At 70.5% G+C, this 20,956-nt stretch carries 22 protein-coding genes; 14 read left to right on the top strand and 8 right to left on the bottom strand.

Going from position 1 to position 20,956, the window contains the following annotated elements:
• Positions 1-36 precede the first annotated feature (36 nt).
• On the bottom strand, positions 37-1,224 hold the full coding sequence (locus ABZU76_RS12675) for an oxygenase MpaB family protein (RefSeq protein ID WP_354868153.1): 1,188 nt from the start codon (positions 1,222-1,224) through the stop codon (positions 37-39).
• A 250-nt stretch (positions 1,225-1,474) separates the two neighbouring features.
• On the opposite strand from ABZU76_RS12675, the gene ABZU76_RS12680 reads away from it, so the two are divergent.
• A complete protein-coding gene (locus tag ABZU76_RS12680; protein ID WP_354868155.1) occupies positions 1,475-2,881 on the top strand; it encodes a PLP-dependent aminotransferase family protein in 1,407 nt (468 codons plus the stop codon).
• 207 nt (positions 2,882-3,088) lie between these two features.
• Here the strand turns inward: ABZU76_RS12680 and sigJ are convergent, their stop codons facing one another.
• A complete protein-coding gene (sigJ, locus tag ABZU76_RS12685) occupies positions 3,089-3,988 on the bottom strand; it encodes an RNA polymerase sigma factor SigJ (protein WP_354868157.1) in 900 nt (299 codons plus the stop codon).
• A gap of 40 nt (positions 3,989-4,028) precedes the next feature.
• Positions 4,029-4,358: a cupin domain-containing protein gene (locus ABZU76_RS12690; protein WP_354868159.1), complete on the bottom strand. Its 330-nt coding sequence runs from the start codon at positions 4,356-4,358 to the stop codon at positions 4,029-4,031.
• Positions 4,359-4,729: 371 nt separating this feature from the next.
• Here ABZU76_RS12690 and ABZU76_RS12695 point away from each other — a divergent pair, with 371 nt between their 5' ends.
• From ABZU76_RS12695 to ABZU76_RS12705, 3 genes are read left to right on the top strand one after another with little or no spacing between them, the layout of a single operon-like run.
• Positions 4,730-5,290 (top strand): hypothetical protein, encoded by a 561-nt coding sequence (locus ABZU76_RS12695; RefSeq protein ID WP_354868161.1) that lies wholly within the window; start codon positions 4,730-4,732, stop codon positions 5,288-5,290.
• A gap of 11 nt (positions 5,291-5,301) precedes the next feature.
• Positions 5,302-5,778, top strand: coding sequence for an Rrf2 family transcriptional regulator (locus ABZU76_RS12700; protein ID WP_354868163.1), 477 nt, complete (start codon positions 5,302-5,304; stop codon positions 5,776-5,778).
• Positions 5,779-5,837: 59 nt separating this feature from the next.
• The gene (locus ABZU76_RS12705) at positions 5,838-5,966 is read left to right on the top strand and encodes a hypothetical protein (protein WP_354868165.1); all 129 of its coding nucleotides are present in this window, start codon (positions 5,838-5,840) and stop codon (positions 5,964-5,966) included.
• Positions 5,967-6,168: 202 nt separating this feature from the next.
• Here ABZU76_RS12705 and ABZU76_RS12710 read toward each other — a convergent pair whose 3' ends face one another.
• Together ABZU76_RS12710 and ABZU76_RS12715 are read right to left on the bottom strand one after the other, a co-directional pair.
• Positions 6,169-7,959: an FAD-dependent monooxygenase gene (locus ABZU76_RS12710; protein WP_354868167.1), complete on the bottom strand. Its 1,791-nt coding sequence runs from the start codon at positions 7,957-7,959 to the stop codon at positions 6,169-6,171.
• Positions 7,960-8,358: 399 nt separating this feature from the next.
• A complete protein-coding gene (locus ABZU76_RS12715) occupies positions 8,359-9,249 on the bottom strand; it encodes an SAM-dependent methyltransferase (RefSeq protein WP_354868170.1) in 891 nt (296 codons plus the stop codon).
• Positions 9,250-9,675: 426 nt separating this feature from the next.
• Here ABZU76_RS12715 and ABZU76_RS12720 point away from each other — a divergent pair, with 426 nt between their 5' ends.
• The 4 genes from ABZU76_RS12720 to ABZU76_RS12735 all read left to right on the top strand — a co-directional run bounded on the left by ABZU76_RS12720 (position 9,676) and on the right by ABZU76_RS12735 (position 12,197).
• Complete coding sequence (locus tag ABZU76_RS12720; protein ID WP_354868173.1) at positions 9,676-9,939, top strand: flavin reductase family protein; 264 nt, start codon at positions 9,676-9,678, stop codon at positions 9,937-9,939.
• A 62-nt stretch (positions 9,940-10,001) separates the two neighbouring features.
• Positions 10,002-10,619, top strand: a complete 618-nt coding sequence (locus ABZU76_RS12725; RefSeq protein ID WP_354868176.1) for a hypothetical protein — start codon at positions 10,002-10,004, stop codon at positions 10,617-10,619.
• Between the two features lie 78 nt (positions 10,620-10,697).
• Entirely contained in the window at positions 10,698-11,306 is a 609-nt protein-coding gene (locus ABZU76_RS12730) for an NAD(P)-binding oxidoreductase (protein ID WP_354868179.1), read from the top strand.
• 30 nt (positions 11,307-11,336) lie between these two features.
• Positions 11,337-12,197, top strand: coding sequence for a class III extradiol ring-cleavage dioxygenase (locus ABZU76_RS12735; RefSeq protein ID WP_354868182.1), 861 nt, complete (start codon positions 11,337-11,339; stop codon positions 12,195-12,197).
• 195 nt (positions 12,198-12,392) lie between these two features.
• Here the strand turns inward: ABZU76_RS12735 and ABZU76_RS12740 are convergent, their stop codons facing one another.
• The 3 genes from ABZU76_RS12740 to ABZU76_RS12750 all read right to left on the bottom strand — a co-directional run bounded on the left by ABZU76_RS12740 (position 12,393) and on the right by ABZU76_RS12750 (position 15,048).
• Entirely contained in the window at positions 12,393-13,778 is a 1,386-nt protein-coding gene (locus ABZU76_RS12740) for an amidase (protein ID WP_354868185.1), read from the bottom strand.
• Positions 13,779-13,969: 191 nt separating this feature from the next.
• The gene (locus ABZU76_RS12745) at positions 13,970-14,305 is read right to left on the bottom strand and encodes a muconolactone Delta-isomerase family protein (RefSeq protein WP_220241737.1); all 336 of its coding nucleotides are present in this window, start codon (positions 14,303-14,305) and stop codon (positions 13,970-13,972) included.
• Positions 14,306-14,346: 41 nt separating this feature from the next.
• Positions 14,347-15,048, bottom strand: a complete 702-nt coding sequence (locus ABZU76_RS12750) for an alpha/beta hydrolase family protein (RefSeq protein ID WP_354868188.1) — start codon at positions 15,046-15,048, stop codon at positions 14,347-14,349.
• 102 nt (positions 15,049-15,150) lie between these two features.
• On the opposite strand from ABZU76_RS12750, the gene ABZU76_RS12755 reads away from it, so the two are divergent.
• Genes ABZU76_RS12755 through ABZU76_RS12780 form a run of 6 tightly spaced genes read left to right on the top strand, consistent with a single transcriptional unit; the run spans position 15,151 to position 20,947 of the window.
• Positions 15,151-16,263, top strand: a complete 1,113-nt coding sequence (locus tag ABZU76_RS12755; protein ID WP_354868190.1) for an alcohol dehydrogenase catalytic domain-containing protein — start codon at positions 15,151-15,153, stop codon at positions 16,261-16,263.
• A 52-nt stretch (positions 16,264-16,315) separates the two neighbouring features.
• Positions 16,316-17,596, top strand: coding sequence for a Rieske 2Fe-2S domain-containing protein (locus tag ABZU76_RS12760; RefSeq protein WP_220241734.1), 1,281 nt, complete (start codon positions 16,316-16,318; stop codon positions 17,594-17,596).
• A gap of 28 nt (positions 17,597-17,624) precedes the next feature.
• Entirely contained in the window at positions 17,625-17,816 is a 192-nt protein-coding gene (locus tag ABZU76_RS12765) for a hypothetical protein (protein ID WP_220241733.1), read from the top strand.
• A complete protein-coding gene (locus ABZU76_RS12770; RefSeq protein WP_354868193.1) occupies positions 17,813-18,805 on the top strand; it encodes an ABC transporter substrate-binding protein in 993 nt (330 codons plus the stop codon). Before ABZU76_RS12765 ends, ABZU76_RS12770 begins: the two co-directional genes overlap by 4 nt.
• Positions 18,806-18,851: 46 nt before the next feature.
• Positions 18,852-19,991: a hypothetical protein gene (locus ABZU76_RS12775; RefSeq protein ID WP_354868196.1), complete on the top strand. Its 1,140-nt coding sequence runs from the start codon at positions 18,852-18,854 to the stop codon at positions 19,989-19,991.
• Positions 19,988-20,947 carry a PDR/VanB family oxidoreductase gene (locus ABZU76_RS12780; protein WP_354868199.1) on the top strand — a complete coding sequence of 320 codons (960 nt, stop codon included), beginning with the start codon at positions 19,988-19,990 and terminating at the stop codon, positions 20,945-20,947. The genes ABZU76_RS12775 and ABZU76_RS12780 overlap by 4 nt, the downstream gene beginning before the upstream one ends.
• Positions 20,948-20,956: the final 9 nt, after the last annotated feature.

A 20,956-nucleotide genomic window follows, 5' to 3' on the forward strand; every position in this document is an offset into this window, starting at 1 on the left:
TCCTACTGAGCGCCGCCGGAGGCTCCCCGTGGTCGGTCATTCGGCGGCGTGGTGTTCGTAACCGGTCCTGCCGTCCTGGTCGGCGACGCGTGTGCGGGCCGCCTCGACGTTCTCGAGCGTGGCGCTGCGCCACGCTTCCGGGTTCGCGCGCAGCCGGGCCCGGCTGCGCGCGACGACCGGAACGGCCGCCGCCAGCAGCTTGTCCGTCAGCGGGGTTGCCGGAATCGCCAGTTCCCGGCTGACCCCGGTCCCGTGGAAGCGGCGAGTCAGGGACCGAAGCACCGCGAGCGCGACGGGCTCCGGCAGCTTGAGCAAGGTGTGCAACCGGTCCGCCAGGGAGTTCAGGGAGGCTTCGGTGAGCACCGCGGACTCCGGGATCAGCGGGCCGGTGACGGTCTGCAGAAGGTCGTCGACGCGCTTGGCCTCTTCGTTGTTCGTGACGCCCTCGACCAAGCGCGGCTCGACACCCATCACGTGCCCGACGTACCACCAGTAACGGTAGAACGAGTTCTGCTCGGCGGAGGTGATGTCGAAACCCATCAGCTGCTCCGCGGTCAGCGACGTCAGCGTGAAGTCCATCCACGTCCGCGCCATGTCCACCTGGTTGATCGGAGCGCCGAGCGCGGCTTCGTCGTAGCCGCGGTCGTGGGCGAGCCGGCGCATCGCCGCGTGCAGCAGGCGGACTTGAAGCGTGCTGACGTAGCCGCGCGCGCCCCGGCGCATCGCCCCGGGCAGCATCGCGGTGTTGAGCCATTGCCCCGTTTCGTAGAGGCGCCGCGGAGCGCCCTCGACGAGCCGGCCGGTCATCGCCAGGACCGTCGAGATCGACGGCGACTGGTAGGACCGGACCAGCGCTCCGGCGGAGAGCGAGATCGCGGTCACCGCGGCGGGTTTGGTGAAGAAGGGGAGCGACGCGTCCTCCAGCAGGCTGTCGTCGACGTAGTCCGGTGTCGCCTCGACGTGCTTGAGCAGGGCGGCCACGGCGGGCGGCGGATCGGCCAGGGAGTCGAGGCCGTGTTCGATGCCGTTGTTCAGCGCGATCCGGACGTCGCGGCCGTGGTCGTGGATCTCGGCGATCACGTCGTCGGCCAGCGGGTCGCCCGTGGTCAGGGCGGACTGGATCAGATCGGCGCGGGTGGCGCCGAACTGCGCTTCCACCGTCGCGCGGCGGCTGCGGCCGGTCGGCCAGGCGAACTCGGAGGAGGTCTGCGTGGTGGTGGGCATGGAAGGAACCCCCGTCGGTGGATTAAATGGTCAAGTGTCAATATATCCCTGGCTGGAGAGGTCTGCGGCGTGGCTTGAACAATATTGTCAAATGTCAATAAAAGCGGTACCGTCGCGCGCTCGCGAGACTCGGTCGGGCGCCGGTTCGTGACGGGTGGCCGCTGTGATCCATCGCCGGAATGCCCGGATGGCCGATTCGGTCAGTCGGTTCTAGGCTTCGAATATCGATAGGAAAAATCCAGGATCTTCCATGTCCGAATCACCGGCCGGCGAAGGATCGTTCGCCGGGGGCGGGGACGGCCTGCACATCGAGGTCCGCGGGCCTCGCGTGCTCGCCGGTCTGAAGGAGGCATTGCGTGATGCGGTGCGGTCCGGGAGGTTGGCGCCGGGGGCACGGCTGCCGTCGTCCCGGGCGCTGGCCGCCGACCTCGGTGTCGCCCGGAACACCGTCGTCGCCGCCTATGCGGAGCTCACCGCGGAAGGGTGGCTCAGTTCGCGCCAAGGTGCTGCGACGCGGGTCGCCACCACGCTGTCTTCGCCGTCGTCCGGGCAACCCCGCGCTGCCGGGGGACCCGTCCCGCCGCTGCACGACCTGCGGCCGGGAACCCCGGACGTGTCGGCGTTCCCCCGGGCCGAGTGGCTCAGAGCCGCGCGGCGCGCCCTCGGCCGGATTCCGGACCGGGCACTCGGCTATCCCGACGTGCGCGGTGCGGAGGAACTGCGGATCGCGTTGGCCGCCTATCTGGCCCGCGCGCGCGGAGTCCGGGCCGAACCCGGGCGAATCGTGATCTGCGCGGGCGCGGCGCACGGACTGCGGCTGATCGCCGCGGTCCTGCGCGCGCGTGGTTCCGACACGCTGGTCACCGAGGGGTACGGCCTCGACGTCCACCGCCGCCTGCTCGCCGGCTCAGGGCTGCGGACGCCGTGCCTGCCGTCGGACGAACGCGGTGCGCGGACGGATCTCCTCACGAACACGGCGAACGCAGGAGCCGTTCTTCTCACGCCGTCCCACCAGTTTCCCTCGGGCGCGGTGCTTTCCGGCGACCGGCGGGCGGCCGTGATCGGGTGGGCGCGCCGCGCCGGCGGGCTCGTCGTCGAGGACGACTACGACGGGGAGTTCCGCTACGACAGCCCGCCGGTCGGGTCGCTGCAGGCGCTCGACCCGGAGCACGTGCTGTACCTCGGCACGGCCAGCAAGACCCTCGCACCCGGGTTGCGGCTCGGCTGGATGGTGGTTCCCGAGACGTTCGCCGACGAGATGGCCGGTGAACTCGGCGAGGTCGGGGTGTGCGGGACGCCGGACCAGCTCGTGCTGGCCGAACTGCTGGAATCCGGGGGCTACGGTCGCCACGTCCGGGCGATGCGCACGCGCTACCGCCGCCGTCGTGACCAGCTCACGGTCGCCCTCGCCGGCCGGGCGCACGCCCGCCTGTCGGGTGGGTCGGCCGGGTTGCACGCGATCGTCGAGCTGCCCCCGGGCCGAGAAGCCGTCGTCGTCGAAGCAGCTGCCGCGAACGGGCTCGCGCTTCACGGGATCTCCCGCTACCGGCACCCGCGGGCGAGCCAGGACCGCGATGCGATCGTGGTCGGGTACGCGACGCCGTCTCCCAGCGCCTGGCCGGGCGCCCTGGCCGCGCTCGAAGCGGTCCTGCGCTGACGGAACCAGCGGCGCGGAGCTCGCCGTGAACGTCCGGTGGCAGCGAGATCGAGCGGCCCGGCCTCGGCACCGAGTTCCGAGTGGACAGTCAACCGGCTCGGCCGGTGGAGGTGCCGGGGATGGGGGCACCTGCCGACCGGCCGAGCTCTCCCGGAGTGCAGGGCCAGAAGGCGTTCTGCGGCGAACAATTCCGGTGGGCGGCGGCTGTCACGACCGGCGTTCGGCCGCCGTTGTCAGTGCGGCGAGCTTCGCGGGGTTGACGACCAGGCAGACTTCGTCGATGCCGGAGGATGTCGCTTCGACCCAGCACGCGGCGATCGGTTCGCGGGCAAGGGACACCAAGACGATCTCCTGTCCGTTCGCCTCCACGACGGTGGTTCGCGCGTCCCTGCTGTGAGTCGCGATCGTGCGGTGGAGAAACCGGGCCGCCCGGTCGCGGCCCCGGACCGGCTTCCGCGCGGCGGTCACGACGCCGCCGCCGTCCGAGTGGACGACGGCGTTCGCGGTCAGCATGCGGCGGAGTTCTTCGACGTCGCCGCCTCGCGCCGCGGCCAGGAACGCCCTGAGCAGCCGGTTGCGTTCGCCGGGGCTGACGTGGCTGCCACGGTCGCGGTCGACGTGCCCTCGTGCCCGGTGGCCGAGCTGGCGAGCGTGGCTCTCGGCGATGCCGAGGAGCACGGCGATCTCGCGGTAGGGGTAGTCGAACGCCTCTTTGAGCACGTAGACGGCTCGTTCCTGCGGCGTGAGCCGTTCGAGCAGCCGCAGGACCGCCAGCTCGAGAGCTTCGCCCCGTTCGACGACGACCTGGGTGTCCTCCCCGGTCGGGACCGGTTCCGGCAGCCACGGACCCACGTACAGCTCGCGCCGGGCCCTGGCCGAACCGGCGGCTGTGAGGGCGAGCCGGCTCGCGGTGGTGACGAGGAACGCCTCCGCGTTGCGGACGGCTGCGCGGTCCGCACTCTGCCAGCGGATCCACGTGTCCTGGACGATGTCCTCGGCGTCGTCGACCGTGCCCAGCAGCCGGTACGCGACGCCGAACAGCCGCGGCCGGGCGGATTCGAACGCCGCCACGGCGCCGGGCATCCCGTCATCGGCCACTTCGGTCACTTCGCCGCTCCTCGTCCGCCGATCACCGGGAATCGGTCCGTCAGGACGACTTGCGGGCCGTCGGGTGACGAAGGTGGTCCCGCTCGCGGATCTCGTCCTCGTCGAGGAAGGTCAGCATCGGCACGTCGGGCGCGCACGCCATGCACACCACGAACTTGCTCGCGATGTCGTCGCGCAGGTTGCCGGCCTGGTAGTGCACGACCTCACCGCCCGGCTCCCAGAACGCTTCGCCCGCCTTGATGGGGTACGGCTCCTCGCCCTCGAGTTCGAAAAGGATCTCGCCCTCGAGCACGTAGCCGAATACCGGCCCCGAGTGCCGGTGCGGTCCGCTGCCCGCGTCGCCCGGCGGGACCGTGACGACTCCGACCATGAAATGAGCACCTTCGGGCAGGAAGGGAGGCGTCTGAGTGAGGAGGTTCTCGTACGTGGTTCCCGAGTCAGAGGAGAGAATCATGGCTCGACGCTACGTCAACCGGGCGGGATGAGTCCGGTCCGGTGGGCAGTCGATTTCCTGGACCGGTTGGCGCGACTCGCACTCCGGCTTTGCTTCGCGATTCATTGACATGTAACAACCAGGATGTCTACTATCCAGATTAGCGTGATCCTGGTGGAAGCAGGCACCACGCATGGTGCGCCTCGACGCGCGTCGGCTCCGGCCATTCCCTCTTGGACGCAGGAACAGCGCCGCCGAGGCCCCGCCTTCGGTGCGTCGAGCGCCGATTCACGAAGGGACTGGTGGACATGTCCGTTCAGATCGTCGGATCGCCCGCGAGCGCGGGGGACACGGCCGCACGACGCTGTGAGTACTACCGGCTGCAGTGCGGTCTGCCTGTCCGGCTCGTGGAGGACAACCGGATCGTGTTGCGGCTGGGCGGGGCGCTGGGCGCGGTCACGATGCCGGCGGAGCTGGGTGACGACGTCGGCCGGAGCCTGCTGCTGCGGTCCGCGGCCGCGCCCGCGATCGTTCACCCCGGCGGGAAACGGTGGACCTTTCTGACGGGTCCCGGCAGCGCCACGCTCGACCACGTCCAGGCGCTGGTTCCCCTGGGCCTGAGCGTCGTGGGCGACGGGGCCTGGGTGGTCTTGCCGTCGCCGGAAACCGAAGCGCTGGGGATGTGGGTCTGGGCTCGCGGATCGGCCTGGACGGAGCCACCCGCGCAAGCGACCGTGCTGGCCACCGCGTGCGCTCTGGCCGTGCAGAAGCAAGGCCGGCGGGGCCCCGAGGACCTTCCCCATCTCGTCCGTTCCCTGCCGCGACCGGAGACGACGATAACATTGATCTCAGATAACCAGGATGCGTAATATCCGGATTTATGAAGATGGGCCAGGGGGTGGAGTGGGCGATGCACGTGCTCCTGTCACTCGTCTGGGTCGACGACGACCGGCCCGTTTCCACGGCTCGACTGGCCGCGGGGCACGACTTGCCCCAGGCATACCTCACCAAGCAGTTGCAGGCGCTGGTCCGGGCCGGCCTTCTCGAGTCGTTCGCAGGGGCGCACGGCGGTTTCCGGCTCGCGCGGGCCGCCGGTGACATCACGCTGATGGACGTGGTCACGGCGATCGACGGGCCCGAACCGGCGTTCCGGTGCACGGAGATCCGCGAGCGGGCGGCAGGAGCCCCGCGCGGCGGGTTTCGCGATGCCTGCGCGGTGGACGCGTCCATGCGACGAGCTGATCTGGCTTGGCGCACAGCCCTGCAGGCGCAGACGTTGGCGGATGTCAAAGCCGAGGCCGAGCTGCACGCACCGGAGATCCCCGGTGTCACCCGCGGGGCCTACGGCCGTGTCTGAAGGTGCGAACCGTGGACCGAGCTTTCACTTCTCGTCCTGCGCGGAAGGGTGCGGATCTCATGAGCTCACCGACCACTCCCACCAAGGGAGAACCGAAAGCGCTCAAGGCCGCCGGCGCGGTGGCGAAGGCGGTCGACGACCGCTATCACGTGTCCAAGGGTCTGCGGCACCGGATGAACAAGGTGTAGCGGACACTGAGCGCGCCGGAAAGGGGCCGGTCCGGTCCCTTCTTGACTCGATCGGCGCCCACGGCAGGGTTCGGAAGGTCCGCGTCTGCGCCGTCGGTGGGGCGAGCTGACCGCTGTCGAGCGGTTCAAGCCTCTGGGGCCGCGTCGGGCTGCGACGCGGAGCGGGCCGGGTGCCGCCTGGCACCCGGCCCGTCCGCAGTGGTCACGCTGTGCGCGCGAGGATCCGGGTGAGCGCGTTCGTTATCTCGGCCGCGGGGTCGGTCGACTCGGCGGACGTCCGCCAGGCGACGAACCGGTCGGGCCGGACGAGGATCGCTCCCCGGTCGGTGATTTCGCGGTTGCGGGCCCAGGTCGAGTTCGGGTCGAAGTAGTCCCCGTCGAGGTGGCCGATCCGGACGGCGTCGAGGGTGACGCCCAGGTCCGTCGCGACCTTCTGGGCGGCCTCGACCCAGTCGTGGCCCTGCTCGCCGGCGATCAGCAAGAAGTGACCCGCCTGAACGAGGTCCATGACCGGCAGGCGATGGCCGGTGAAATCCTCGAGCCAGGCGTGCGGCAGGGGCTCCCCGGGCCGGGTGCCCGGCTGGTACAGCCGGATCGGGTCGGGGTTGTGCCGCTCGGGGCTGCCGTCGGCAACGATGGCCGAGGAGTCGTAGGTGTAGCCGTACTCGACGTTCAGCTCGTCGAACTCCATGGACTGGTTGGCGATCGCCCGTCGCATGGCGGACTGGAGCTCCGCGTCCTCGTCGCGGTCGCTCCAGAGCCGCCGCATCGCCGCCCAGTTCTCCTCGCCGCCGGCCTCCGGGCTGATGCCGAGCAGCGCGGTCGCCGTCAGGTGGCTAATGGTGTTGTCCAGGGAACGCTGCACGTTGCGCGCGGTCGTGACCCTGCGCTCGGGCTCGTAGGTGGACAGCAGGTCCTCGTCGGCCTGCCCGGCGAGCACGGCGGCCAGCTTCCACGAGATGTTGTGCGCGTCCTGGATCGCCGAGTTCAGCCCGAGGCCACCCGTGGGCGGGTGCCGGTGGGCGGCGTCGCCGAGCAGGAAGATGCGCCCGTCCTGGAACTTGTCGGCGAGCACGCCCTCCACCGACCACCGGGACACGACGTGAACGTCGATCTCGTGGTCGGGCAGGCCGAGCGCGGCCCGCATGTCCGCCACGACCGCGTCGTCGTCCAGCGCGCGGGTGTCGTCCGAGAGGTAGTTCACGTGGCACACCCATTCCTCGGACTCCGGTCCCCAATGATCGGGGCCCAGCGGCGCCATGACCACGCCGAGTCCGACGTGCGGCGCCTGCATCCAGCGGATCAGCACATCGGGATCCCGCGCCCACTCGGAGAGGTCGGCGGTGAGGTGCATGGTCACCATGCGAGCGAGGTCCCGGACGCCGTCCATCGTGACGCCGATCGACGGGCCGACGGTCCGCCCGCCGTCACACCCCAGCAGGAAACGGCTTCGCACGCGGTACTCGGTGCCGGTGGCCTTGTCGTGCACGGTGGTGGTGACTCCGTCGGCGTCCTGGCCGATCGCGATCGCCTCGTGGCCGAACCTGACCCGATCCGGTCCCAGCTCTTCGGCGTGCTGCCTGAGCAGCGGCTCCAGGCGGATCTGCGGCAGGTTGGTCTGGCGGCACGGGCTGGCCGCCGCCCACGCGGGGTTCGTGCCGCCGCGGCCCCAGCTCTCCATCCGGCCGTACTGCCTGCCGCTGTCGGGGTCGTCGCCGCGTAGGCCGGCGTACCAGGCGGTGTAGGCCATCTGCTCGGGCGGGGTGCCTCGCTCGTAGACCATGGCGTCGGCGCCGACACCGCGCAGGATCTCCATAGTGCGCTGGTTCAGCAAGTGCGCCTTCGGCAGCCGGGAGGTGTCGGCCCAGGCGTTGATCAGCAGGGTCTCGACCCCGAGCTGCGACAACAGCATCGAGGCGGTGAGGCCGGCGGCCCCGCCGCCGACGATGAGAATCGGCACTTCGAGGTCCGGGGTCGTGCTGCGGTCGGTCATGATGTTCTCCTTGGTAGGGAAGAAAAGTCGGGAGAGTCTCGGATGCGACGCGTGGACGTCCGATCCGGTCTTCGTCTTCGACAGGTCCTGCCGCCGGCCTGGATCGGCTTCTTCGGCGCCGCGCAAAGCTTCTGGTGCGCGAAGCAGCTCGTTTCCGCGCCGAGGAACTCGCGCGTGACCGGCGGGACCTTCATCGGAAACGATGGCATCGGTCGGAAAGGCCGACAATGGTACGGCGTCACAAAGAGTTTCCTCGGAGCTGATCCCGGATACCGGGCTCTCCGGAGATCAGCGTCCGCGAGATCGCCGGCGCCGCAGACGTGGGCTTCGGCGGGATGAACCGCCGGACCGCGCACGTCATCGGCTTTCCCCGCCGTTGCCGGGAATGTGCGTAATCGGTCAGCGCCGCGTGGCGGTGAACATCCGCACGCGCAGCGGGTCGGGCTTGCGGGGGTCGAAGAGTTCGGGCACGGGTCGCCCGGCCGAGGTGAGCACGTCCACGAGGTCCGGACCGGCACCGTCCCAGCCGTGGGCCGCGAGCCAGTCGGCGGGCGGCCGGCTGCCGGGGCCGCCGCGGTCGGCGGAGACGAAGATCTCCGCGATCGCGCGGTCGCCGTCGTCGGCCAGCGCAAGGTCGGCCAGCCGGGTGCGGCGGTTCAGGTACTCCCCGGCCAGCGTGCTGGTCGGTGCCGAGAGTTCGCGGATCCGGTCGACGAACACGTCGGCTTCGCCGGGCTGCAGGTACATCAGCAGCCCCTCGGCGAGCCAGGCGGTCGGCGTCCGCGGGTCGAACCCTGCGGCGAGCAGGGCGCTGCCCCAGTCCTCACGCAGATCGGCTTTGACGGCCCTTCGTTCGGCGCCGCTTTCGGCACCCAGGCCGGTGAGCACGTTCTCCTTGAAATCGAGCACACCCGGGGTGTCGACCTCGTAGACGATCGTGCCGGCGGGCAGGCGCAGGCGAAACGCCCGTGAGTCGAGGCCGGCTCCGAGCAGGACGAGCTGCCGGCACCCTGCTTGTGCCTGCCCTGCGAGGTAGGTGTCGTAGAAAGGCGTGCGGCTGGAGAAGTAGGCGACGAGGCCGTTCCACAGTGGCGACGAACCGTCCTCTCGCGCGGGTCCGAGCCGGGGGAGTGATCCGGTGAGCCGGTCGAGACCGAGGGCGTGGGCGATGAACTCCGCCGCCTGCGGATCGTCGAACAGCCGGTCGGCGCGCCGGGACTCCTGGGCACGCGCGTAGGCGGTGAACAGGGCGGTGAGACCGACCCCTTCGGGCAGCTGTGGTTCGTTCACGGGTGACCGTCCTCGGATTCTCCGGCCGCGCCCCGGCGAGACGCGGGTATGCGCACTGGGACACTGTCCATTCTGGACGTTTGCGGGCCGGGCGCAACGCGACAGTGATCATGGCGACAGGTCCGCGGCCGCACGGAAAGGTTGCGGGGCAACCGGACCAGTGGACAGGGTGTCGAGTGGACCAGATCCCGGCCGCGTGGTGCGGCTAGGGTCGAGGCAGGGCTGCCCACGACGGTCCGGCCGCGACACGACGAGGAGTGCAGTGAACGCAGAACAGCTTGCGACCGGGCTTTTCCGGGTACTCGAGACCGGCGACCCGGGCTTGGCCCGGCAGGTGGTGGGTCCGGGCAACCACAACCGCGAAGCTGTCGTTTCGCCCGTCGCGTGCCGGCTCCCCGGCCCCGCGGGCACCCTGGCGTCCGGGGCGTGCATGCGCTTCGCCTTCGACGATCTGCGTTTCCCCGTCCTCGGCGTCGCGGAGGCGGACGGTTCTCCGGAGTCGACGAGTCGCCAGGAGCGTTCGGCAATCCCCGGCTGGCCGGCGCCTGCGCGTGGATCGAATGCGACATCAACGCGGTGTCCGACGGCGGTGACCACCTGGTCGTGCTCGGCGATGTGCGGGCGCTCGACGCCGACGATGCGCGGGCTCCGCTGCTGTTCCATCGGGGGAGCTACCGCAAGGTCTTGTGAGGGCCGTCGTGTGAAATGACACTCAGCTGTCACTTCCCGCGGCACTGCTCGGTCTGTTCGGTATGACAGAAGGAATCGAGCCGGCGCGGCGCCGGCTGTACCTGGCCGGAAGCGTGGTCGTCTTCGCGGGTCTCGTGTTCCAGATTTCCTACGGGGTCGCGGGAACCACACCCGGGTCGATCCCGCTCCTGGTCGCGGCCGCGCTGGTCGTCTTGACGGCTACGGCGGCCATGCGTGCGCGGAGGGCCGCCGCGGTCGCCGGATGGGTGGCGGCCGTCCTGCTCGCCGCGGACTTCGGGGGCGCGGTCGCCGACCGGTTCGGCCTGCTGGGCGCGCCGGGCGAAAGCGGTGTCACCTGGGGCAGCTGGACGGCCTTCACGGCCTACACCGGGCAGCTGGTGCCCTGGCTGCCGGCACCACTCGTGGACGCCGCGGCCGTCGGGGCGACGGTGGCGGAGATCGTCGTGTGCGTCTGGCTGTTGTCCGGGTGGCGCCGTCGGGAGGCGGGGGTGGCGGCCGCGGTCGTGCTGGCCGCCTTTTCCGCCGCGATGGTGACGACGGTCGGCCCCGCGGCGGTCGCGAAGAACGCCGTCTTCCTGTTGCTCGGTGGTGCTCTGGTTCTGGCCACGGTGCCGGCGTACGGCGGGTTTCGCGTCCGCAGCGCAGCGCCCGCCCGATGATCGGGGACCGTGGCGCAGGACCTCGAACCCATTGCTGCGCGACCGTATTCACCAGGTGCTCACCCGAGGGAGGAAGTCATGAAGGTATTGGTGCTCGGCGCCACCGGCGCGACCGGGAAGCTCGTCGTCGACCAGGCACTCGCGGCCGGTCATCGAGTCCGCGCATTGGTGCGTTCGCCGGAGAAGGTGCCGCTGAGGCATCCGGAGCTGGAAGTCGTGACGGGGCAGCCCACCGACCCGCAGGACGTCGCGAACGCCATGACCGGCGTCGACGTGGTCATCAGCACGCTGGGTGCGACCAAAGGCAGTGTCCTCACCGACGCGACCCGGGCGATCATCGCCGGGGCGGACCGGAGTGGAGTGCGTCGCGTGGTGGTGTTGTCGTCGTTCACCGTGCTTCGCGGCCGGCTCAGCGGCGCGGCCAAGCTCATGTCGGGCCTGACTATGGGCGCGATGGTGCGGGACAAGACCGCCGCCGAGGAGCTGCTGCGGGCGAGCGACCTGGACTGGACGATCGTGCACGCGATCCGGCTCACCAACGGCCGCCCGACCGGTGTGGCCACGGTGCTGCCGTCCTCGGCGCCCCTCGGCCTGGGAGCTTCCGTCGCCCGGGCCGACGTGGCGGCGCGTCTGCTCTCCTCGGTGTCCGACGACGGCTGGTTCCGCCGTGCGCTGGTCGTCGGCTGAGCCCGCCCCGTCCGTTCGAAAGGCAGCACGATGACAACCGATCCCCGCGGCCCGGCGGGCGCGTACCACGCGCTGGTCGCCCGCGTCCTGGAGCAGGCCCGCGCTCAACGAACCTGGACGAGCGAGGACGGCGCGCTGCCGGCGTTGTTCGTCAGCCACGGGGCACCGCCCACTCTCGACGACCCGGTCTGGCTGGACGAGCTGTTCACCTGGGCGCAGACCCTGCCGAAACCCCGCGGCATCGTCGTCGTGTCCGCGCACTGGGAGGACGCCCCGCTCGCCGTGACCAACCCGGCGGCCGCGACGCCGCTGTACTACGACTTCGGCGGCTTCGACCCGCACTACTACACCTTGGGCTACCCGACGCCGGACGCCACCGCGATCGCCCGGCGCGTCACGGGGAGCCTGCCCGGCACTTCCGAGGTGCACCGGCACACCCGGCGGGGGTTGGACCACGGCGCGTTCATCCCGCTCATGGCGATGTACCCGGCCGCGGACGTCCCGGTCGTCCAGCTGAGCATGCCCGGCCTCGACCCGGGTGCCCTGTTCTCGCTCGGGCAGCGCCTGCGATCCCTGCGCGAGGAAGGCATCCTCGTCATCGGTTCCGGCTTCATGACGCACAGTTTCCTGGCCATGCGGACGCCCACGCTCGCGGACCCGATGCGCGACTTCGACGCCTGGGCGGCGGAAGCACTCGACCGCGGCGACGTCGACGCGCTCACCGACTACCGCGCCAAGGCGCCGTGCGCCGACCTCGCCCATCCGACCGCCGAGCACTTCGTCCCGCTGTTGCTGACCCTGGGCGCCGGCGATCGTCCTGATGCGACAGTCGTCACCGCCATCGACCGGATGGTGGCCAACAACTCCATTCGTTCCGTCCAGGTCGCATGACGGCACGCGGCCCGGCCGGCTCGTGATCCACTTGCGACAGCCGGTGGTTCGTTGTGGTTGCCCGCGCCGCCGTCGGTGCTCGGTGCCGGCGGCGCGGGCAACCTGTTGTCGGACAAGCCGTTCGCCGATCTCGACCCGGTGCCGGCGTCGGTGTCCGGGCGGGCCGATCGGATCACCTACCGGTGGCCGGCGAGGTCACCCCACCGTGCCCACCAGTTCGGGCCGGCCCAGTGCGTCGCCCGCGATCCAGGTGGCCACCTCGAACAGCTCCGCATCGCGGTTGGTGCGGCCCAGTACCTGCAAACCGAGCGGCAGACCTTCGTCAGCCAGTACGGGGAGGGTCAGGGCGGGGCAGCCGAGCAGTGAGGCGGTCACGTTCATGGCGACGTTGCCGGTCGAGTCGAGGCCGGTCGGTGCGGCGCCGCAGGCGGCGACGGTGATCATCGCGTCGAAGTCGGCCGCGGTGTTCTCGTAGGCGGCGCGCACGGTGGTGCGCTGGTCGACGAGCTCGCGGTATTCCTGCTGTGTCATCGCTTCGGCGGTTTTCAGGCGGTCGCGGGCGTCGAGGCTGAGTTTGGCGGCGTCCATGTCGGCGTAGGTGTTGAGCGGCCAGCGACCTTCCCAGGCGACGATCGCCTGGGTGAGCCGCAGAGCGTCGGCGACCGCCTTTTCGACCGTTTCGACCCGGTCGTCCTGTGTGCGGTCCAGTACCTGGACGCCGTGGTCCTGCAGGCGTTGCTTCACCGCGGCGAACGCCCTGCGCGCGCCTTCGGTCGTCGCGCTCCACCCGGCGGTCTCGAGGACGGCGAGCTTCACGGGCTTGGTGCGCCGGGTGAAGTCCACGTCGCCGGCCAGGCCTCCGTAGCCCGGATCGCCGCCCGCACGGTCAGCGATGGCGCGCAGGACCGCCCAGGTGTCGGCGAGCGTCGCGCCGATCGAGCCCTGGCAGCTCTGGCTGAAGTGGTCGTGCGAACCGCTTCGGTTGATTGCGCCGACGCTCGGCTTGAAGCCCACGGCGCCGCAGAAGCTCGCCGGGCGCAGGATCGAGCCGAGCAATTGCGTACCGAGGCCCACCGGCGCCATCCCGGCACCGACGGCCGCCGCCGTGCCGCTGGACGAGCCACCCGGCGTGCGGCTCGGGTCGTGCGGGTTCGTGGTCTCGTGCCACGGGTGTTTCGAGGCCAATTCGGTCGTGGTGGTCTTGCCAAGGACGATCGCGCCGGCCTCGCGCAACGCGTGCACGCTCGCCGAGTCGCGCTTCCAGTCGGTGCCCTCCCACAGCGGCGAGCCCTGACCGGTCGGCATGTCGGCGGTCTCGATGATGTCCTTGATCGCGACGGGCATGCCGTCGATCGGCGACAGTGGCTTCCCGGCGGCCCACCGCTGCGCCGACTCGTCCGCGGCGCGGCGCGCCCCCTCGCGGTTGACGACGACGAACGCGCCCACCGTGCCGTCGAGCTCGTCAATGCGAGTCAGCGTTTCTTCGAGGTACGTACGGGGGCTGAGCCGGCCGGACCGCAGTTCCTCGCCGTGCGACACGTAGCCCCGCAGCCGGCGTCCGGGCATCGTCGGTTCGGTCACGCGTGCACCCCCGGGACCTCGACGTTCGTCCTGCGCAGGCGCCAATTCAGATACGAAAGCATGCCCACATCCTGCGCTACGGGGCGAGAAGACGCCACGATCGTGGCGGATCGCCGAAGTGATGTTCACCCCGGACCCGGCGGATGGGCACGAGGCGCTCGCCGCCTTTCGGCACCATCCGCCGGCGGGGGTCACGCCCTGGTTGCGCCGTTCGTCCCGGTCGGCGCGGTGGCCAGGTTCAGGACCTCGGGCAGCAGCTCCTGCGGATGGGTGGCGAGGGCTTCGACTTCGACGTCGAGGTAGGGGAACAGCGGCAGCGAGGTGAGGATCTCGTGCAGGTGGGTGGCGTCCCGGGCCTCGTACAGGGCGAGCGTGCCGTGTTTGCCGGGCAGCCGCCAGAGTTTCGTCAGGATGCCCTCGGCGCGCAGCCGCATGGCGAGAGTGCGCTCTTGTGCGCGCAGTTCGCCGATGTGGTCCGCGGTCAGGTGCGGGGGGAAGCTGGTGGTCGATCGGACCAGGAACTCCATGGAGGTTCTCTCTGTTCGGAGTGGACGCGGCGTCGGCCGGTTCAGACGGTGATGCGCCGCAGCGAGTCGGCGAGCGCGGCCGGAGCGGTGACCATGGCCTCGTGCCCGGTGCGCAATGCCTCGACGTCGTACCCGCGCTCCGCGGCTCGCTTGGCGTACGGCGCGAACACGGCCATCCAGTCGGTGCAGTCGAGGTAGGTCGCCGGCAGGTCTCGTGGCGGTGCGGCGCTCACGGGATCCAGGTAGGTCTTCCAGGGATGGGGTGACAGGCGCGGGGTCAGCCAGTCCAGATCGTCCTGTTCGGTCACTCCGAGGACTTCCAGCGAGCGCGGGGGGATCAGCCACCCGAAACCGGGTCCGGCCACGGATTCCCGGTAGTGCCCGGCCACGTGTTCGGGCAGCAGGTCGATCGCGCGCTCGCCGGCGTCGGCGACGAAGGCGTCCAGGTACACCGCGCGCCCGATCCGGGCGCGGTTCCTCGCCGCCACCTCGGTGACGACCTGCCCGGCGTAGCTGTGCCCCACCAGCACCACGTCCGTCAGGTCCCACGCCTCCAGCAGGGCGAGTACGTCCTCGGTGTGCGTTTCGAGCCCCACGTCCGGGGAGATCAGGTGGCGCCGGTCGCTGATCCCCGTCAGCGTCGGCGCGAAGACCCGGTGCCCGTGCCGCTGGAGCTCGGCTGTCACCCGCTGCCAGCACCAGCCGCCGTGCCAGGCCCCGTGAACCAGTACGTAGGTGCTCATCCCGCCCCTTCGTTATGTGAACTACATCCTCACGCAGATTGCGCGACAGGATTGTTAACAATAAAGTACAACCAGATCAGCGACGAGGGAAGGACACCTTCAGTGCCGAACGAGCGTCTGGCCCGGGCCGCGGTGACGACCGGCCGCCGGACCGTCGAGTTCCGCGAGCTCCCCGTCCCGGACCTGACCGGCGGCGACGGCCTGCTCGCCGTCGAGGCGGTGGGGATCTGCGGTTCCGACGTGGTTTCCTTCGACCGGGCCGACGAGCCCGCTCGCGTCATGGGCCACGAGACCGTGGGGGTCATTGCGGACGCGACCGCGTCGGCGGTCGCGAGGTGGGGCGTGGCACCGGGGGACCGCGTGCTGCTGGAGGAGTACCTCCCTTGTGGACACTGCCGGTTCTGCCGGTCGGCGGAGTTCCGGTGGTGCCTCGAATCCGATCCGTCGGCGACCCCGGACGCGCTGCGGTACGGGACCACCGCGCTGACCGTGGCGCCGGGACTGTGGGGCGGGTTCAGCGAGGTGCAGTACCTGCACCCGCGCACGGTGCTGCACCGCGTGCCGGACTCGCTGCCGTCCGACATCGCGACCATGGCGCTGCCGGTGGCCAACGGGTACGAGTGGGCCTACCGCAGCGGCGGCGCCGGCCCCGGCTCCGCGGTCGTCGTGATCGGACCGGGCCAGCAGGGCCTCGGGTGCGTCCTGGCCTCCCGGATCGCCGGCGCGTCGGTGATCGTCGCGGTCGGTCTCGAACGCGACGGTGTGCGGCTCGAAGCGGCCCGGTCCCTCGGTGCCACCCACACGCTCACCAGCGGCCCCGACCTGGTGGAGCGGGTTCGGGACGCCACCGGCGGCGAGGGCGTGGACCTGGTCGTCAACACCGCGTCCGGCACGGCCGCGGTGTTCAACGACGCGATCGCCATGCTGCGCAAATCGGGCCGGCTGGTCATGCCCGTGCGCGAGCGGAAGCCGCAGGACGGAGTCGATCTCGGGGCCCTGTCCCGGAAGTGCCTGACCGTGGTAGGCATGCGCGGGCACAGTTTCGATGCGGTGGAGTCGGCCCTCGGCATCCTGCAGGACAACCTCGAGCTCGTCCGTCCACTCGCGACGATGACGGTGCCGTACGACCGGGTGGCCGACGCCATCCTCTCCACCGGTGGTCACGGGCCCGTCGCCGACGTCATCCACGCGACCGTCACCGTCGCGCGGCCGTGACACCCCGCGCTGCTCTGGACACCGCAGCCTGACAGTTCCCCTCGGAGGCAAGATGCGCATCACGCGTGAACAGAACGAACGGCTCACCCGGGTCGAGGGCGAGGCCCCCATGGGGCAGGTCTTCCGCCGGTACTGGATCCCGGCAGTCCTGTCCGAAGAAGTCCCCGAGCCCGACAGCCCGCCCGTGCGGGTAAGGCTGCTCGGCGAAGACCTGGTGGCGTTCCGGGACTCCAACGGCGAGGTCGGTCTGCTCGACGCTTACTGCTCGCACCGGCGGGCGCCGTTGTTCTTCGGCCGCAACGAGGAATGCGGTCTGCGCTGCGTGTACCACGGCTGGAAGTTCGACGTGAACGGCAACTGCCTCGACACGCCTTCGGAGGAACCAGGTGCGCGGCTGCGGTTCCGCGCCGGCATCAAGGCGTACCCGGTGTACGAGGCCGGCGGGATCGTCTGGACCTACATGGGACCGGTCGACACCATGCCCGAACCGCCGGACTACGAATGGCTGCGCGCGCCCGAGACGCACCGCGGCGTCTCGAAGACCAACGAGCCGTGCAACTACCTGCAGGCGATCGAAGGCGGCATCGACACCGCCCACTCCTCGTTCGCGCACAACAACGACCTGTCCAACACCAAGTCGCTGCGGGCGCTGGACCGGCACCCGAAGCTCGAGGTCCAGCTGCAGCCGCACGGGTTCACCTACGCGAGCCTGCGCCGCGTCGGCGGCGGGCGCCGGTACCTGCGCGTGTACCAGTTCGCCATGCCGTTCATGCAGATCCGCAGTGTGCTGCTGAGCTGGCACGGACAAGGTGAGGACGCCGAGTACCCCGCGCTGCACGGTCACATCTGGGTGCCGATCGACGACCACAACACCGCCATCTACAACTTCGTGTACTCCGCGCGGCCCGAGCAGCCGATGCCACAGGGGTGGTTCGCCGAGCACGAGGACGAGATGGGCCGCGGCCCGCAGGACTTCAAACCCGGGACCTACTGGCTGGTCCGGGAACCGGAGAACGATTTCATGATCGACCGCGAGGTGCAGCGCACGCGAACCTTCACCGGCATCGAGGGCGTCAACACCCAGGACTTCGCGATCCAGACCGGCATGGGCCGGATCGTGGACCGCAGCAAGGAAGCGCTCGGCAGCACCGACCTGGCGATCACGACCGCCCGCAAGCTCCTGCTTGACGCGACCGACCGCGCCGAGCGAGGGGAGCCGATGGTCGGTGCCGGCCCCGAAGACCACCGCGACACCCGTGCGGCCGACCTGCTCGTGGCCGAGGGCGACGAATGGCGCGAGGCCGCCAAGGACTTGCAGTCCGCCTGGTACTGAGCCACCGCCGAACTCACGAAAGCGACCCATGACCTACAAGATCGTGACCATCCGCGCCACCGGCCTCACGCCCGAGGCCGTGTCCGAAGAGCTCGAACGCGAGCTCAACAACGCCGTCGCCGAGGGGTGGACCTTCGACCGGATCCAGCCGATCATCTACAACTCCTCGACCACGGGCTACCTGCTGCTCATCCTGAACAAGGCGGGGGAGAGCGCATGACGCGCCGGCTCACCGTCGCCCTCACCGCCAACACGTTCACCCGCCCGCTGCTCGACGGTCGCGTCGGGATCGCCGGCGTCGACTCGACGCTGCTGTCCTACCACCCGTCGGAGCTGTTCTGGCGGCAGCTGCACTTCGCCGAGTTCGACGTCTTCGAGGCGTCGCTGTCGACCTGCTTCCGCCTGGCCTCGCTGAACGACCGGCGGTTCGTGGCGCTGCCCGTGTTCACCACCCGCACGCTGTGCCACCTCGGCATCGTCGTCGGCGAGCGCTCGGGTATCGAGAGCCCCGCGGACCTGCGCGGGCGGAAGATCGGTGTACCGGAGTACCAGCAGACCTCCGCGGTGTGGAGCCGCGGCGTGCTGCAGCACGACTTCGGTGTCGATCCCGCCGACGTCCACTGGGTCATGGAACGCGGCGCCGCCCACAGCCACGGCGCGGCCACCGACTTCCGGCCGCCCGAGGGCGTGCGCGTCGACGTCATGTCCCCGGAGGAGAACATCGGCACCCTGCTCGCCGAGGACTATCTCGCCGGATCCCTGCTGTACTTGTCGGAGAAGAACCTCGTCGACCGCTCGCCCGAGCGCAGCGAAGCCGAGCTGAGGGTCCGCCGGCTGTTCGACCCCGAGGCCGAACGCGCCCGCTACCTCGCCGGCGGCACCGGGCTGCACGCCACGCACTGCGTCGCCGTGCGCCGGGAGCTCGCCGAGGAGCTGCCGTGGCTGGCGCTGAACCTGTACTCGGCCTTCACCGAGGCCAAGGCCGCCGTGCTGGCCGAGGCCGCGCGGAGCTTCGAACCGTGGCGGTTGCTGGATCCCGCGACCGCGGACGCCACCCGCCGGCTCGCCGCGACCGACCCCGTGCCCTACGGCATGGAGGCCAACCGCACGATGCTCGACCGGCTTCGCCAGTACGTGGTCGAGCAGGGCATCGTCGTGCGCGAGGTGCCGCTCGACGAAGTCTTCGCCCCGCAGACCCTGGACCTGTAGGCCACCGCGCCCGTCCCCACCCCCCATCCGCACGAAGGAGAAACGCATGGCTGAGATCGTCGCCGCGGCGGCCGCCGTCCACGCGCCGCAGCTGCTGAGCCGGCCCCAGCACGAGGAGCTCGACAAACTCGACAAGAGCACGGACGCGCTGGTGGCGTTCGGCGCCGCCATCGAGGAAGCCGCTCCCGACGCGGTCCTCGTCATCGGTCTCGACCACCTCGAGACCTTCTGGCTGGAGGCGGTGCCGACCTTCACGATGGTGGTCTCGCAGGAGTGCGAGGCGCACTACATGGAACAGCGGATGCAGAAGAAGGTGCACACCGAGGTCGCCGTCGACCTGCTGAAGAAGGTGATCGCCGACGGCTTCGACGTCACCTACTCCCAGGAAGCGGTGCTGGGACACGCGTTCCTCACGCCGTTCAAGTACATCCTCGGCAAGACCGACGCCCCGGTGATCCCGCTGTTGGTCAACACCTACCTGCCGCCGATCCCGAGCCCGCGCCGCTGCTACGAGCTGGGCCGGGCCATCGGCCGCGCGCTGGAGACCCGGGACGAGCGCATCGCGATCATCGCGAGCGGCGGCATGTCCCACTTCCCGGGCACCTCCCGCTACCTGGCCCCGAACTACGAGTTCGACCGCTGGGTCATCCAGGAGGCCGCCGCCGGCCGCTACCAGGACCTGCTCGACCTCACCCCCGTCAACCTCGACGAGGTCGGCGAAAGCGAGCTGCTGACCTGGTTCGTGCTGCTCGGCATCATCGGCGAGCTGCCCGGGCACCTGCTCTCGTACCAGGAGCTGGCCCACCACGGCCAGGGCGTCGTCCAGTTCCTGCCCAAGGCCGCCGACGACACCGTGCACGAGGCGAGCCGGGAGGTGTCGGTGCCGAAGTACGGCGGGTACGAGTTCATCAGCGAGGACTTCATCTACTACAAGTTCCCCGAGCCGGAGTCATTGCCGCTCAACCGTTTCCTCCACCGCCTGATCGTGGAGGAGCAGCTGCGCGACGACTACGCGCGCGACGCCGACGCGGTGATCACCGCCAGCGGCCTCGAAACCCGCTTCCAGGACGCGTTGCGGGAACCGGGGTTCGACGCGCTCGTCGAGGCCGGGGCGCACCCGTTGCTGGCACTGTCGTCGCGCCAGGTCGTGCGGCTGGCCGCCGACCGCATGGGAACGGGTTCGTGACCGCGCCGGAAGGGACGATCGAGGTCGAGGTCAGTGGGCGGCGCATCGTCGGGAACGGTGTGCTGGAGGTCGAGCTGCGCCCGGTCGACGGCAGCCCGTGGCCCGGCCACGGGCCGGGAGCGCACGTCGACGTGCACCTGCCCAACGGCCTGATCCGGCAGTACTCCCTGCTGTCCGCGTCCGCGGGCGCCGAGACGGCGAAGATCGCGGTGCTCAAGACCGCCGACTCCCGGGGCGGTTCGCGGTTCGTGCACGAGCGGCTGCGGCCCGGGCACCGGATCCTCGTGAGCGAGCCGAAGAACACCTTCGAGCTGGGGGAGGACGACGCGCACGCGGTGCTGATCGCGGGTGGCATCGGTGTGACGCCGCTGCTGGCGATGGCTCGCCGGCTCGCCGCGCGCCACGCCGGCTTCGAGTTCCATTACCGCGTGCGCACGCCCGACCGGGCGGTCTACACCGCCGAGCTCGAGTCCCTCGTCCCCGCCGGCGCCCTGCACGTCGGAGCGGACTCCGACGGAAGCACGTTCGCCCCGGAGGACGCACTGCGCGCGGCCGGTCCGCACTCGACGGTCTACGTGTGCGGGCCCGAGCCGTTCATGGACTACGTGCGCAAGGGCGCGCTCGCCGCGGGGATCGGAGCCGAGGCGTTCCGGGTCGAGCATTTCAAGCACGAGGCCGACACCGAAGGGCGTCCGTTCGTGCTGACCGCGGCCCGGAGCAAGGTGACCGTGGAGGTCGGCGCGACCGAGACTCCGGCCCAGGTCCTCGACCGCGCGGGCGTGTTCGTCCCGACGGCGTGCGAGCAGGGCGTGTGCGGCACCTGCGTGGTGGGGGTCCTCGCGGGGACGCCGGACCACCGCGACGTCGTGCTGACTCCGCGGGAGAAGGCGTCCGGATCGGTCATCACGCTCTGCTGCAGCAGGGCCACCACTTCCGAGCTCGTCGTAGACCTCTGATTGTCCAAC

The organism is Amycolatopsis sp. NPDC005232 (assembly GCF_040607795.1).
Lineage (GTDB): Bacteria > Actinomycetota > Actinomycetes > Mycobacteriales > Pseudonocardiaceae > Amycolatopsis.